Annotated in this window: 10 protein-coding genes; 4 read left to right on the top strand and 6 right to left on the bottom strand. The window is 56.1% G+C overall.

Going from position 1 to position 15,574, the window contains the following annotated elements; all coding sequences use genetic code 11:
- Positions 1-8: 8 nt before the first annotated feature.
- The 3 genes from rbbA to UH5x_RS05990 all read right to left on the bottom strand — a co-directional run bounded on the left by rbbA (position 9) and on the right by UH5x_RS05990 (position 5,367).
- Complete coding sequence (gene rbbA / locus UH5x_RS06000) at positions 9-2,750, bottom strand: ribosome-associated ATPase/putative transporter RbbA (protein ID WP_482635081.1); 2,742 nt, start codon at positions 2,748-2,750, stop codon at positions 9-11.
- 45 nt (positions 2,751-2,795) lie between these two features.
- A complete protein-coding gene (locus UH5x_RS05995; protein WP_482635080.1) occupies positions 2,796-3,851 on the bottom strand; it encodes an HlyD family secretion protein in 1,056 nt (351 codons plus the stop codon).
- A gap of 184 nt (positions 3,852-4,035) precedes the next feature.
- Complete coding sequence (locus UH5x_RS05990) at positions 4,036-5,367, bottom strand: sigma-54-dependent transcriptional regulator (protein WP_047813921.1); 1,332 nt, start codon at positions 5,365-5,367, stop codon at positions 4,036-4,038.
- Between the two features lie 420 nt (positions 5,368-5,787).
- On the opposite strand from UH5x_RS05990, the gene UH5x_RS05985 reads away from it, so the two are divergent.
- The 3 genes from UH5x_RS05985 to hemG are packed head-to-tail and all read left to right on the top strand — an operon-like array spanning position 5,788 to position 9,482.
- Positions 5,788-8,196: a PAS domain S-box protein gene (locus tag UH5x_RS05985; RefSeq protein WP_482635079.1), complete on the top strand. Its 2,409-nt coding sequence runs from the start codon at positions 5,788-5,790 to the stop codon at positions 8,194-8,196.
- Positions 8,193-8,561, top strand: a complete 369-nt coding sequence (locus UH5x_RS05980; RefSeq protein ID WP_047813922.1) for a response regulator — start codon at positions 8,193-8,195, stop codon at positions 8,559-8,561. Before UH5x_RS05985 ends, UH5x_RS05980 begins: the two co-directional genes overlap by 4 nt.
- Positions 8,562-8,606: 45 nt before the next feature.
- On the top strand, positions 8,607-9,482 hold the full coding sequence (hemG, locus tag UH5x_RS05975; protein ID WP_047813923.1) for a menaquinone-dependent protoporphyrinogen IX dehydrogenase: 876 nt from the start codon (positions 8,607-8,609) through the stop codon (positions 9,480-9,482).
- A 116-nt stretch (positions 9,483-9,598) separates the two neighbouring features.
- On the opposite strand, the gene UH5x_RS05970 is transcribed toward hemG, so the two are convergent.
- Positions 9,599-10,600: a TIGR00341 family protein gene (locus UH5x_RS05970; protein WP_047813924.1), complete on the bottom strand. Its 1,002-nt coding sequence runs from the start codon at positions 10,598-10,600 to the stop codon at positions 9,599-9,601.
- A 175-nt stretch (positions 10,601-10,775) separates the two neighbouring features.
- Between UH5x_RS05970 and UH5x_RS05965 the strand changes: the two genes are divergently transcribed.
- Positions 10,776-11,159 carry an SDR family NAD(P)-dependent oxidoreductase gene (locus UH5x_RS05965; protein ID WP_482635078.1) on the top strand — a complete coding sequence of 128 codons (384 nt, stop codon included), beginning with the start codon at positions 10,776-10,778 and terminating at the stop codon, positions 11,157-11,159.
- 113 nt (positions 11,160-11,272) lie between these two features.
- On the opposite strand, the gene UH5x_RS05960 is transcribed toward UH5x_RS05965, so the two are convergent.
- Both UH5x_RS05960 and UH5x_RS05955 read right to left on the bottom strand, forming a co-directional pair.
- Complete coding sequence (locus tag UH5x_RS05960) at positions 11,273-13,144, bottom strand: heavy metal translocating P-type ATPase (RefSeq protein WP_482635077.1); 1,872 nt, start codon at positions 13,142-13,144, stop codon at positions 11,273-11,275.
- A 297-nt stretch (positions 13,145-13,441) separates the two neighbouring features.
- A complete protein-coding gene (locus tag UH5x_RS05955; RefSeq protein ID WP_482635076.1) occupies positions 13,442-15,514 on the bottom strand; it encodes a glycogen debranching protein in 2,073 nt (690 codons plus the stop codon).
- Positions 15,515-15,574: the final 60 nt, after the last annotated feature.

Below are 15,574 nucleotides of genomic sequence, written 5' to 3'. Positions count from 1 at the left end.
TGTGCCACCTATTCTTCTTGTTTGCGGAGCAGAGCGGCACTGACCAGCAAGAAGACGGGCGAGAATGCAACGAGCGTCCAGAGGTCAGGGGAGAGGTCTTGCCAACCAAGTCCTTTCGTGAACGCACCAACGCTCATTCGCATGAAGTACGTGGTGGGCCACAGCGATCCAATCATTTGTGCACTGCCACTGAGCGTCGACACCGGTTGCATCATGCCGGAGAACTGAACGGTTGGCATCATCGCGATGATGGCGGTCGCAAAGACAGCAGCCACTTGGCTGCTGGTGAAGCACGACGTGACCAGCCCCAGCCCCGTGGTCGCCATCACATAGAACACCGCACCAAGCGTCAAGGTCGCCAGGCTGCCTTTCATGGGAACGCCAAAGACGTGGATGCCCATCCAAGTCAGCAGGGCGAAGTTGACCATTGCGATCGCAATGTAGGGCAGTTGCTTTCCGATCAGGAACTCAATGCGAGTGGTTGGCGTGACATAGAAATTGGTGATTGACCCGAGTTCTTTTTCTTTGGCGACGCTGACCGCCATCAAGATGGCGGGGATCAGGACCAGCAGCATGGCTGGGACACTGGGGACCATCGCATTGATACTCTCGAAACCCGGGTTGTATTGGTATCGCAGTTCGAGATCAGAAAAGGTCAAAGAGGGGGTGCTGCCATACGCTTTTCTCGCCAAGTCCTGGAGGTAGTTCAGGTGAACCCCTTGGGTGTACCCCACAATGGTTTCAGCGCGAAACGGCATCGCTCCATCGATCCAAGCCGAGATCTCGGGGGAATCGCCTCGAAGCAATTTCCTGCCGTAGTCAGGCGGGATCTCGATGGCCAATGAGACATCACCGGAAACCAGACGCGATTGGAGTTCCTGGTTGTCTCGAATCGGCGGTTGCTCAATGAAGTACCGCGATCCCGCGAAACTTTGGATGTAGTCACGACTCTGTGGCGTTTGGTCGAGGTCCAGCACGGCATAGCGGAGGTCTTCGACGTCGGTGGTCATGCCAAACCCAAGCACGAGCATCAGCAGCACCGATCCAATCAACGCGAATCCGAGCCGAATCGGATCTCGCATGACTTCCAATGTCTCGCGATAGGAATAGGCGAGCAGCCGGCGAAGGCTGAAACCGCGTGGACGCGGCGGAGCGTGGGGTTCGCTGGGCGAGGGGACGACCTGGATCGCGTCCGAAGTTGATGAATCACGGGAGGCGGTTTGTGTCGGATCAGATTCGTTCGCGGCGTCTTGGATGTACCCGACAAAGGCGCGGTCGAGCGTTTGTTCGCCACGAGCGTCGATCAGTTGTTGAGGTGAGTCGCACGCAAGAACTTTTCCGGCGTGCATCAGCGAGATGCGATCGCATCGCATCGCTTCGTTCATGAAATGGGTGGAAACGAAAATGGTGACGTGATCGCGACGGGAAAGATCGACCAGCAGACGCCAAAAGCTGTCTCGAGCGACTGGGTCGACTCCAGACGTTGGTTCATCCAGGATCAACATTTCCGGACGGTGCAAAATCGCAACGGCCAACGAGAGTCGTTGACGAACACCGAGCGGCAAGGAACCTGCCGATTGGTCCAGTTCTTCGACCAATCCAAAACGTTTCGCCAGTTCGTCGACACGTTGGAGCTTGTCGTCGATTGCGAACAGGCGAGCATGCAACAGGAGATTTTGTCGGACCGTCAGTTCCTCGTAGAGCGAAAACGCCTGGGACATGTAGCCCACCCGACGACGCGTCTCCAAGTTATGTGCATCGACCACTTTGCCGAACAGCTTGGCGGTTCCTTCGGTGGTGGGCAGCAGTCCGGTCAACATCTTCATCGTGGTGGTTTTGCCGCAACCGTTGGATCCAAGGAAGCCAAAGATCTCGCCACGCGAGATTTCGAAGCTGACATGATCCACTGCGGTGAACGCACCGAATCGCCGCGTCAGGCCGTTTGCGACGATTGCTGGTGAACTGCTCTTGGCTTCCAGAGGCGGGATCACCAAAGGTTCGGGATCACCCCGTTCATTTTCGGGCAGCAGTTGGATGAAGGCTTCTTCCAAGGTGGTTGCCGAGTCGCCTTTGAGCTGTTCCGGGGTTCCTTCGGCCAACACTTTGCCAGCATTCATGGCGACCAGCCAATCGAACCGCTCGGCTTCTTCCATGTATGCGGTGGAGACGCAGACGCTCATGCCACTGCGTTGCGCACGGATCTCATCGATCAAACGCCAGAACTGCTCCCGTGAGAGCGGATCAACTCCCGTGGTCGGTTCATCCAGGATGAGCAAGTCGGGATCGTGAATGAGGGCGCAGCACAGGCCGAGTTTCTGTTTCATCCCGCCCGACAGTTTTCCGGCAGGCCGATTGTGGAACGGGGCCAGGCCGGTCGCTTTCAACAAACGGGCGATGCGTTGATTGCGTTCGCGTCGGCCCTGTCCGAACAGTCTTCCAAAGAAGTGGAGGTTTTCCGCGACCGACAATTCCGCATAAAGATTCTTACCCAAGCCCTGCGGCATGTAGGCCACCCGGGGGCAGACGGCTCGCCGGTGATGGCGATCTTGCATCGAGCCACCGAGCACGTCGACTTGGCCTGTTTGAATCTGTTTGGCACCGGCGATCAATCCCATCAAAGTCGATTTGCCAACACCATCGGGACCAATCAATCCCACCATCTTTCCAGCGGGCAGCACCAAAGAAACATCATCGAGGGCGACCGTCTTTTTGTAACGATGCGACACGGCGGTGATTTGGGTGTCATTCATGGCAGCACCACTTCGTTCGCTTTGCGGCCGTGTCATCTTCTGAGTTCATGAGGCGTTCGCAGTTGCTTCGTCAGACTTCGCATCTTCCAACGATTCTCTGTCGAACTCGATGGCTTGCGGAAATCGTTGATTCAAACGTTCTGGCCAAGGAACATCGGGATCCAACTTCACATAGGCCACGCCTCGGACTCCGGTCTTCACCTTTTCAATGTGCTTTTTCACAAGTTCACGGGGGATTTGAACCTTCACGCGAAACATCAATTTGTCGCGTTCCTTCATCGTTTCGACTTGTTTGGGCGTGAATTGGGCTTCAGGGGAAACGAAGCTCACGGTCGCCGGGATGGTGTACTGCGGTGCAAAGTCGAGTGCGATGCGAGCGTCGGCGTGAATCGAGAGTTGAGACGTGTACTCGGACGGCAAGAAGATTTCCATGTAGATGTCGCTCAGGTCGAGCAGAGTCAGCACCTTGCCGCCTGCCGAGACAACCTCGCCCTCCTCTGCAAGGCGGTAGAGCACACGGCCATCGACGGTCGAACGCAGGGTGAAGTCGTCAAGTTGGGTTTGAATGCGTTCGATTTCAGCATCGACCGCCTCGATGGCTCGTTGCGACGTGCGGCGATGTGCTTCTGCGACCTTCAAAATGGCTTTGGCCGAATCAAGCTGGCTTTTTCGTGTGTCGTACTCTTCTTGCGATGCTGCGTTTTGAGCCATCAATTTGGCCGTGCGTTGCAAGTTTCGGTCAGCTAGCAGCAGTTCGCTTTCGTAGCGGACGATTTCAGCTTCGGCTTCTGCGAGTGATTCGACGGCTTCGGCTCGTTGTGCTTTCGCTTTGGCCATCGTGGCTCGCAGTTCAGCCGTGTCGATCTTGACGAGCGTTTGACCTGGCTTGACCATGTCACCTTCGTGAACGGTGATCTCAGACACGCGGCCAGCGTACTTGGCCGCAACATCCACCTGGACCGCTTCGATGCGGCCATTGCCCTGCACGATTTCCGCAGGCAAAGCCTGAGAGATTTGTTCGGCGCGTTCGGTTCGCCACCAAGCCCAACCACCAACACCGGCGGCGACCATCAGGAACGACAGGAGAAGACGTTTGGACATTGGAGTTGTTGTTTGAAAGGAGGTGCGATGCCTCATTCAAAGCAAATTCAAGGCCACGACTGTTTCAGAGGAGATTGCTCATCGTTTGCACGCACTGGGCCAACGATGCACACCAACGAGTGTGCACTCCGGTGAATGTGCACGCTTGCAGGTGTGCGGATGGGACGCGAATCCAATGGAGTCTTCAGCCGATCCCGTGCGATTTCATCATCCGGTACAGTTTCCGCCGTTCGATCCCAAGGACGCGAGCGGTTTTGGATTTGTTACCGTTTTCACGCAGCAACACTTCGGTGATGTGATCCCGCTGCAGGACCTGCAACGATCCCGCCAGTTCCAAGGGAGCCTCGTGATCGATCGGGGGACGCTGCAATTCCTTGGGGAGATCTTCCATGGTGAGCAGTTGATCGTCCGCCAGGATTTTGGCGCGTTCGATCACATTGATCAGTTGCCGGACATTCCCCGGCCATTCATAGGACAGCAAGGCCGCCTGGGCTTCCTCGTCCAGCTCAAATTCGGTTCCAAGAAAGTGCTGGATCAACAGTTCGATGTCCTCTCCACGGTGACGCAGCGGTGAGAGTTCCAAGGACATCACGTTGATTCGGTAATACAAATCTTCTCGGAAGCGTCCCTCAGCCACTTCGTTTTCCATGTTTCGGTTGGTGGCGGCGACAATGCGGACGTCCACGTGTCGCTCCTTGGCGGATCCGATTCGGCGCAGTGATCCGTCCTCCAACACACGTAGCAATTTCGGTTGCAACGCCAATGGCATCTCGCCGATTTCATCGATGAACAACGTGCTGCCGTCTGCGACCTCGAACAGGCCTGGTTTCATCGCAGTGGCGCCCGTGAATGATCCTTTTTCATGTCCAAACAATTCGCTTTCGACCAATTGTTCAGGCAGGGCGGCGCAGTTGACCGTCACCAAGGGTTTGTCGGATCGCGGGCTGCCGGAGTGAATCGCGGCGGCAACGAGTTCTTTGCCAGTTCCGCTTTCCCCTTGGATCAACACGGACTTTTCGGTGGGAGCGACACGGTCGATCAACGCCATCAGTTTTTGCATGGGCGCCGAGTGGCCGATCATCCCTCTTGTCTTCTTCGTCGAACGCGTGATGACCTCGCGAAGTTGAGTGTTTTCTTTTCGGAGTTTCCGGCGTTCGAAGGCGGCCCGGCAACGACGTTCCAGTTCGTCCATCGGAAATGGTTTGGTCTGAAAGTCGAACACGCCCAAACGCATCGACTCGACGGCGTTGTGAATTGTTCCTGCACCCGTCAACACGATGATCTCCGTGTCGGGATTGGATTCGCACATTCGCTGCACCAGTTCCAATCCGCTCAGACCTGGCATGTTCCAATCCAGGATCGCGATCTCGAAGTCGTGGTGGCCGCACAGGTCCAGGGCATCTTGGCCGCTGGTCGATTGGGCCACTCGATACCCCTTCCGCTCGAACCAGCGCGCACAGCCTTCGCCGAAGTCTTCCTCGTCGTCAACAAACAGGATGCTGAGTGTTTCATTCATCGAGTGGCTTTCATGAAATGTGGCCGGATGAGCACACCGGGTGATCTCCCGTGCACACTTTGACGTTCGATCGCAGCCTGCCAGAGTCCGTCTGCGGAAATGATTGGACGAATTGCGTTTTGCCCAATGGGGGCGGTCTCCTCGGCAAGAGAAGGCTTTCTCCAACGCGAAAACGGCAAATGCAGTTTGTTTCGTACGAGCCTGCTGGACGTGATCCGCCGGGCGATTGATTGGGAAATGCGTGTTGGCCAGTTTTGTCACGGAGGTGGGTACGCAAACTGCGAACCGAATCGCTCACGAAGAGCGTTTCAAACGCCACCCAGTCGTGTTTGGGAACGATTCCTCGCGAAGTTTGCGGTGACGTCGTCCTGCCCGTTCTTGATTCGTCTTATGTCCAGATCCTCCACCACTGTTCGTTGCATGACCCGTCCATCCATCGAGGCTCTCAACCAAACACCGTTGTCAGACGAGGTTCAGTTGCCAGGTTTGAAAGTGGAGCGGCACTCAAGGATCTTGGAGGATCTGCTGCGAGGCGAATCGCTGGAGATCACGCTGACCAAGTTGGTGGAACTGGCCGAAGAATCACGGGAGGGCATGCTGGGGTCAGTGATGCTGCTCGACTCCCAAGCGAAGCAGTTGCAGTTGGCCGCCAGTGTTTCGCTTCCCGATCGCTATGTGAAAGCAATGGATGGTCTGGAGATTGGTCCACGCGTGGGATCCTGTGGGATGGCGGCGTGCACGGGAGAGCGAGTGGTGATCGAAGATCTTTTCACTCATCCCAATTGGAAACCGTATCGCGAATTGGTCCGCGCGACGGGATTGAGGGCCTGCTGGTCCGAGCCGATTTTATCCGGAGAGGGTGAGATCCTGGGGACTTTTGGGATGTACTATCAAACACCGCGAAGCCCTGAGCACGACGATCTAATTTTGGTCAATGAGTGTGCGAAGCTCGCCGCGTTGGCGATTGAGCGACACCGAGGTGAAGAGCGTGACCGCCAATTGGCGGCGATCGTCAACTCGACCGACGACGTGGTGATCTCAAAAAATCTGAATGGTGTGATTCAAAGTTGGAATCCAGCAGCCGAACGGATTTACGGATACTCCCAAGGAGAAGCGATTGGCAGGTCGATTGAGATGTTGGTTCCAGCGGACCGCCGAGCGGAACAAAGGGAATATCAAAAGAGACTGCGCAACGGGGAACGAATCGAGCACTTCAGCACTGTCCGTTGCACGCGAGATGGCCAGCTCATCGATGTCGCGTTGACCATGTCGCCGGTTCACGATGCAGCTGGCAAAATCGTGCAGATCGTGGAAGTGCAAAAAGACATGACGTCGAGCAAACGATCGGAGCGAGAGCTCCGTGAGACTCGTCGACAACACTCGATGTTGTTGAGCAATCTCTTGGGGGCGGCGTTTCGTTGTCACATTGATGAAGACTTCAGCATTGAATTGATCAGTGAAGGAATCGAGGCGATCACCGGCTATTCGGCGGATGATTTTCGATCGAAAAAAGTCCGCTGGATCACCACCGTGGACCCCCGTGACATTGGTCGGCTGAGAAGTGAAATTGCTCAAGCGATCGCGGAGCGACGTCCGTATCAACTGAAGTTTCGAATTATCCACCGAGATGGTTCCCTACGCTGGATTTGGGAACACGGGCAGGCAATTTATGATGAGAACGGAATTGCAATTGCTCTGGAAGGCTATGCGACCGATGTGACGGATCGAGAAGCCGCGACGATCGAACTTCGGGACCGCGAACAACGCTACCGATCGGTGATTGAAACGGCGAACAGCTTGATCGTCTGTGTTTCCCTCGACCACAAGATCACGGAGTGGAATTCAGGGGCCACGCGAGTTCTTGGCTATTCGAGAAGCGAAGCGTTGGGACAGAATCCGTATCAGCTGTTTGTGGAAGAGGCATCCAGGGAGGCCGTGATCGCCGAGGCGAAACGAGTCAACCAGGGACATCCGTTGAAAGGCTACGAACTGTCTTGCGTGACCCGAGAAGGAGAGCGTCGTAGTATCCTTTGGAATGCAACTCAGTTGATCGATGGGGAAGGGAAGGCAGTGGGGCACATGGCAGTGGGACACGACATCACGGAGCTGAAAGCGGTCCAAGAGAAGCTGATTCAATCAGCACGGTTGGCGGCCGTGGGAGAGATGGTGTCTGCGATTGCACACGAGAGTCGCAACGCGCTGCAACGAATTCAAATCGGAGTCGACATGCTCGGCTTTGACGTTCCCGAGAATTCCGAGATGGTGAAGGAGTTGGATCGCATCTCGCGAGCCAAGGACGATTTGAAGCAGTTGTTTGAAGAGCTTCGAAGTTACGCTGCTCCATTGAAGCTGGAATTTTGTGATTGCTCGGTTGCCGGCGTGTGGCGTCAAACCTGGGCCAATCTGGAGTCGGAATGGAAAGGACGCGATGTCACTTTTCTGGATTCATCCCAGATGGATGGCGGAACATCGGTGGATGTGAACTGCGACATTGACCCCTTTCGGATGCAACAGGTCTTTCGCAATGTGTTTGAGAATGCGCTCGCTGCCTGTGAGGATCCGATCGAGATTTCCGTTCATTGTCGTGAGGGTGACATCGAGGGCGATCCAGCGCTCTTGATTCAGGTTCGCGACAATGGGCCGGGACTCGCGAAAGAACAACAGAAACAACTCTTCGATGCTTTCTTTACCACCAAACCGAAAGGAACTGGGTTGGGAATGGCGATTGCCAAACGGATCATGACGGCCCACTTCGGAACGATTGGAGTCCGTAACAACTCAACAGGTGGGGCCTGTGTCGAACTTGCAATTCCTCGAAAACAGATATGAATTCACCATCAAGTTCATTGCGGATCGTGGTGGCAGATGACGAATCCGACATCCGTGACTATTTCGAAGCCGTCTTGCCCCGTCTGGGGCATCAAGTCGTCGGGGCAGCCGAGGACGGACTGCAGCTGGTTGCCTTGTGCGAGCAGGAGCATCCTGATTTGGTCATCACCGATGTCATGATGCCAAAGATGGACGGTTTGACAGCGGCAGAGAAGATCTCACAGGCCATTTCGGTGCCGATCATTGTCGTCTCCTCGCACGAGAAGGGAGCTGTCAGCGACAATCCCCGAATTGTGGACTATTTGGTCAAACCCATCAGCATCGGGGATTTGGAAGCCTCCATTCAGCACGCAGTCCGAATCTAGCAGCGCACACAACCACATCATTGAAAAAAAGTCTGACACCCAATCATGCGCAACCTCATTGTCTTCGCGTCTCACGAGGGACAAACCGAACAGATCGCCGAGAGGATCCATCGCCGGTTGCTGCACCATCGCATGCCCAGTGATGTCTTGGATGTGGTGCAACACTCTGCGACTGAAATCCAAGTCGAAGCGTACGACGCCGTGTTGGTCGGATCGCCCATGCACTTTGGTCGCCATGACCCCCGGATTCGGTTTTTCATCGAGCACAACTTGGATTTCCTGAACGAAATCCCGACGGCGTTTTTCTCCGTGAGCCTGGCCTCGGCTAGCAAGAAACGGAAAGAGCGAGCGGAAGCTGAAAGGTTAGCCAATGAGTTCTTGCAATCCACCCTTTGGAATCCGCCTGTGATGGACTGCTTCGCGGGAGCGCTCAAGTATTCCAAGTATGGCTGGTTGAAGCGACAAATCATGCACCGAATTGCACAGCGAGCGGGGGCGGAAACCGATTTCGATCAGGACTACGACTACACCGATTGGGAACGCGTCGATGATTTCGCTGATCGATTTGCGACGCTGGTCCGAGCTTGCAGACGCCCCCCCGAGCAACGTCCACGGTTCAGTGAATTGAGGACACCGGTTCGAGAGTATTCCCTTCACCGGACGCGTTCCAAAAGAAGGACCGCCAACCTTTACCACGTGGTGGCCAATGGTGGCCGTTTGCATGGTTGGATGTCCCGCGCCAACTCGTTTCGGTGCATGAAATCACCGTTGATTGGTCGTCTGTGTGCGAAGAGATCCAGGGCGAAAGTGGTCGCTCCTCGGGCAACCAGGAAACTGATTCAGGGGGGCCCGATCTTGGCTGGGAAACATCGCTATGCCAAGCCATTGCCGCGACTCACCTTCCGGCAACGGAATGCGTGACGTTCCAATCGAAAGTGCGGGCATCGACGTGCCTTTCGACGTTGTAGTGAGGGAAAGCCGCTGTGGTTTTCGGAGCCACGTCGGTGAACGGCTTTCGAAACGTCTCGCTGGATGGATCACGGCTTTTGAACCACGAAATAGATCAACAAGATCAAGATTGTCAGCAGCGTGACCCAGGTTGCAAGGGAAATCCGGATGGCTCGTTTCGCTCGCTCGGATTCCCACCAGGTCCGCGGTCGCACGCCTTGGACAGCGAAGGTGAAGACGCCAGCCAAGTTGACGCAAATGACGTTCATGGCCAGCAACATCAGGGCACCTCCAGCGGCATGCAGTTCGCCGCCGGCGAGCATCAACCCAAACACGGTGAACGGAGGCAGCAACGCGACCGCGACCATCACACCAATGAGTGACGCTGGAGCGCCGGTCGTGAATGCCAGCACGCCTGCACAACCCGACGCGGTGGCCAGGATCACGTCGCTCAAGTTCACGTTGGTGCGTGCGGCGATGGCGGTGGACGTCGGATCGACTTTGAACAGAAAGCCAATGATCAAAGAAGCGAGCAAGGTGACCAGCAATCCAGCCCCATTGGTGCGCAAGGATCGCTTGGCCAAATCCATGTCGCCGAGAGTCGTTGCCAGACACAGGGAAACATTGGGGCCCAGCAGCGGCGCAATCACCATCGCACCAATGATGATTGCCGTGTCATTTCTCAGCAAACCAATCGCAGCAACCACGGTTGCCAGCAACGTTTGTGCGATAAAGACGTTGGACAGCTTTGCCCCGGCCACAACATCGTCGTAGAGTTCGTCTCGACTGATCCGCTGAGTCGATGACTCACTCGTTTGTGCTTCATCCTTTGCCACGGGCTCAGGCGGTCGCGGCAAAGTGGCTTCCACCGGAAGCAACATCACGCGAAACGATTCTGAGCTGGAAAACTGGTTGGCCAAGTGATCCAACATCCCTTCGGACTGTTCCGTACGCACCAACATGCGGATCAACGAATGGTCGTTGTCGATGGTGTCGTCCCAACGCCCCAGCACGGTGTCACTGCTCAGGACCGAGTCCATTCGGTGAACCGTCGTGGTGGGCAAGACAATTTCGATCAGTCGCAATGACATGATGTTTTTATTCGATGGACCAAGGAGTGATGCGGTACAAAGTCGTCGCCGGTGCGTCGATGCTGATTCCGCGAGAGACAATCGGACGCATTTGCTGGATGGACTTGGCGTGGAATTGCAACGCCATTTTTCCCCAGAAACTACCCCGTCTTTTCAACTTCAAACAGGGCCATTGATGAACCGTTTCCAAGGAAGCGTCGCCATCGTAATGGGTGGCACACGTGACATTGGCCGTTCCTGTTCGATCCTGTTGGCCGAAACGCGTGCAAAGGTCGTCGTCAACAACCACAGCAACCGGGCGGCTGGCGAAGAAACGGTTGCCAAGATCGAAGAGGCAGGTGGCACCGCAATCCTGGTTGAGGGCGACATGACACGCAAGGCGGAGGTGGATCGCTTGGTGGTGCAGGCTTGTGATGCCTCAGGTGAATCCAGTCACGTCTTGGTCCATCACGTAGGCGGACTCTTTGCTCGCGAGAAGTTGGCGGAAGTGGACGAGGTGTTTGTGAATCAAGTCATGAGGACGAACGTTGACATCCATCGTGGAAGGTTCTGCTCGTGAAAGATTGCATGATTGTGTTCGGTGACGAACCAGTTGCTCACCAAGCGGCTGAGCTGAAAGTCCAATCGGGGATGAGGCCGTCTTGGACGGGCGTGCTGACTGGGTGGCAGGGGTCAGAAATCGGTCAGTGATTTTGGAGCCCAGGCGACTCGCAGTGCATTGAGCACCGCAACCACGTCGATGGCTTCTTGGGCGATTGCGCCCGCGACTGGCGGCAGATAGCCGGCTGAGGCGATCAACATTCCAATCACGCTGAGTGTCATGCCACCGACGGCACTTTGGAGAGCGATTCGCCGCATCCGCCGACTGATGTGCATCAGTTCATCCACTCTGGCCAAGGAGGAATCCAGAATGACGGCGCCCGCTGCTTCCGTGGTCACGTCGCTGTTTTGACCGAACGCGATGCCAACCGTTGCCGCCATCAGCGCGGGGGCATCATTGATGCCATCGCCAACGAATACCGTTTTCGACGTTTGGGTTTCCGCGGTCACAAACCGCAACTTGTCTTCGGGACTTTGATCGCCCAAACACTCGGTGATCCCAACTTGTTTGCCGAGGTATTCGACTTCGGAGGTTCGGTCACCAGACAGCAAAATGACTCGCTTGACCCCATGACGAGCATCCAGGTGATCGACGAACGAATGGCCTTCACTGCGGGGTGAATCACGCAGTCGATACGTGGCGGCGTATTCTCCATCGATCAAGATGACGCATTCCAAGCCCCCAGTTTGTTCGGGCAATCGTTCCGCCCAGTCGTCGCCCTTGGCAAGAAGTTTCTTGCGGCTGGTGATTTGCATTTCGTGACCATCGACGATTCCCCGAAGTCCCGCGCCGGGAGGCTCGCTGATTTCGGAAACGCTGAACAACTCATTTTGCGATGAGGTCGTGTTTCGTTCGGTTGCGGCGGACACGATTGCTTCCGCCAGTGGGTGCTTGGAGTATCGTTCCAGACTGGCAACCAACGTCAACACGCGCGCCGGATCCTGGTCAGGAGCGACCAATTGCTCGACCAGTTTGGGGCGTCCGTAGGTCAAGGTGCCGGTTTTGTCAAAGATCATCGTCTTGCAGCGATCGACTTGTTCTAAAACGGATGGATCGCGAATGATGATCGAACGTCGCGCTGAAAGCGAAATCGCACCGAGAATCGCAACTGGAATCGCGATCAACAAAGGGCAGGGCGTGGCCACGACCATCACCGACAAGAATCGAACTGGATCACCGCTGACAACCCAAGCCGCCACACCGATCAGGACGGCGAGAGGTGTGTAGAAAGAGCCGAGTTGATCGCCAAGGCGGCGGATTTTGGGACGGTTCTGCTGTGACGACTCCATCACCTCCATGATCTTGGCGTAGCGTGAATCGACAGCACGCTTGTCCGCCCGGACCGTCAGGGCGGAGTCGCCATTGATTGCACCCGAGAGCACCTGCGAGCCAGGTGTTTTGGACATCATGTACGGTTCGCCGGTCAAGTAGGACTCGTCCATGGTGCCGTGCCCGGTCACCACGGTTGCATCCACCGGGCAAACCTTGTGCGGCAGAACCAAAATGGTGTCGCCAATGGCGATTTCGTCCAGTGGGATTTCTTCGGTCGAATCTCCCACTTGGCGAAGGGCGATCGCTGGCATGCGATTGGCTAAAGCACGCAACACCGAGGACGCACTTCGAACTGCGTAGGCTTCCAGGGCTTCGCCACCAGAAAGCATCAGAACAACAATGGTGGCTGCCAAGTATTCTCCCAGCAGCACGCCGGTCACAATCGAGATGCCGGCCAACAGGTCCGATCCAAATTCGGCCCGAAACAGTTTGACCAACAGGTTCCAGACCAGCGGAATGCCCCCGAGTACGAGTGCCACCACCAGCGGCCAGTCATGCATCGCGATACCAGCTAGGTCGACATCGACCGTCATCCCGAAACGCATCCACAAGTGCACCGCGATCGCGACCACGGCAAGCCCGGCGATTCCCAGTTGCAAACGATTGTTCATGATTTCCGCCTTGCGGTTGTTGTGCGTCGTCCAACGCCGGGGAATTTTCGCGATCGAAGCAGCGATTCTCGCAGCCATACGCTGACCAAGATGACTGATCGTAGGGGCGAACCCAAAGGGGGCTCAATTTGACGCCGCGGCGAGGGGCAGGTCTCTCGGTCAAGCCTCGGGGCCAGCGATTCAGCTCAATCCAGCGTCTGATCCGCATTCTTCATCAACGTTCTTCAACGACACGGCCCAACCGAAACACGGCTTCGACCGACAGCGTAAGTGAAAAGCAGGGAAGCACGGAACAACCTATCGTTCGACAAGAACGCAAATGGACCGAGCGGGAACATTCATGGTGGGGGACGCGACGCATTGGCTGGATGGGGTCTCCGCGAGTTCCGCCAGTGAGGTGCGCGAGGTGTCGATGGCGACACGCCACTTGTCCACCGCCCATTCTTGGATTCCAAATTCGACCGTTTCTGTTCCAGCGTTGATCATGACATAGAGATCCGTGTCCTGTTGTGATTCGCCATGCAGGCCATAGGCGAGTTGCCGCGATTCGGGGGACATGTCGACCACGTGACGGGTCCCGTACCAGCGCACGTCGCCACGCCAGAACCGCGAGCGGCTGATCGAAGGATGTGACTTTCGAAAGGCGATCAATTCACGGACAAAGTCGAAGATGTCCGCATGCTCATCGCGTCGATCCCAGTCCAGCCAGCTTGTTTCGTTGTCTTGGTTGTATGGGTTGTTGTTCCCACGCTGAGTTTGAAGGAATTCGTCACCCATTCGAAACATCGGTGTTCCATTGGACAGCATCAACAAACAGAAGAAGTTGCGGACCTGTTGTTTGCGAAGCTGCAGAATCTCGGGTGGTACCCCCTCGTCACCTTCCCAGCCGCAATCCCAACTGTATTCCGTGGCTCCGTCGGTGTTGTTGTTTCCGTTGGCCCAATTGCGTTTTTCGTTGTACGCCGTCAAGTCGTACAGCGTGCTGCCGTCATGAGATGTCATGTAGTTGACGCTCAGCAAAGGCTGCAAAGCGTGGGCAAGGTCATCCGGAAACAAATCACAGCTGCCATACAGTCGCGTCATCAAATCCGGCACCATGCCACGGTCGCCGCGAACGAAACCCTGCATCGTGTCGCGGTAGTGGGCGTTCCACTGCATCCAACGTTGCCCTGGGAATTTTTGTCCGAGCTGAAACTGCCCGTCAGCATCCCAAGGTTCAGCGATCAACCGATCGTCGCTGAGGTCTGCGTCGGTGCCAATTTCACTGACGATCGGGGGATCGTCCAGGTTGATCGAACCGTCGCTGTTTCGAGTGAAGACGGATGCAAGGTCGAAACGAAATCCGTCCACGTGCATGTGAGTGTCCCAGAACCGCAGGCTGTCGACAATCATTCGACGAACTGCCCGATTTGCCGTGTGCAACGTGTTTCCTGTGCCGCTGTGGTTGGCATACGGAGACTCTGGGTTGCCTGTCATCATGTAGGCGGTGCTGCTGTCGATGCCTTTGAAAGAATAGATGGGCCCGCGGTGATCACCTTCACAAGTGTGGTTGTAGACGACGTCCAAGAGAACCTCGATTCCCACGGCGTGGAGGGCCTTCACCATCGTGCAGAACTCCTCTCTTTGGTTGCACGCGGATGGATCGGTGGCGTAGGCGTGATGCGGCGAGAAAAAGTTCAGGGGCATGTAGCCCCAGTAGTCGCCGTCGTCTGGATCAAATTGGAAGACTGGCATCAATTGCACTGCCGTCACGCCCAATTCGACCAGGTAGGGGATTTTGTCAACAACACCCAGGAACGTTCCTCGGTGCGCCTCGGCCACACCTGAGTTTGGGTTTCGGGTGAAGCCACGCACATGCATCTCGTAAATCACGAGGTCGCTGCCATGGCGAGTCAATCGTTCGCCTTGCCAATCGAATTCGCAAATTTGGTGGGGCAGAATCCCCAGCGGGGCTTGGCCCGCGTTCGATCCGGGACGCCGGGCCGCGTCGCGCGAAAACGTTTCAGGGAAGAAGACGCCTTTGGCAAACGGGTCCAACAGGATCTTTTCAAAGTCGAAGTCGTGAAAGTCGTAGCCTCCTTGCGGCGCCGGCCCGTCGACGCGGTAGGCGTAGTACGACCAATCCTCTGAGGGTTCGCGGTGGACGCGGCAATGCCAAACCGGGCCCGACTTGTTGCACAAGTAGTTGAGCTCCACCTCCCGCGCAGGATGAACCAAATCGTCTCGTCGGTACAGCAACAGATGCACGGCGGTGGCATGTCGCGAATAGAGCGAGAAATTGAACGAGGATTCTTTCGCGATCCAAGTGGCGCCGAGAGGAAAAGGCGAACCTTCAATTTGTTCCCAGGCGTTCATTGAGATGTCGTTCATCGAGGGGGGAAGCGAGGGGGCGTGTTCCTTGGCGGCGTTCACCGAGCCGGTGTGGGGAAT

Source organism: Rhodopirellula sp. UH5 (assembly GCF_056839225.1).
This window is presented reverse-complemented; position numbering and strand designations above follow the sequence as displayed.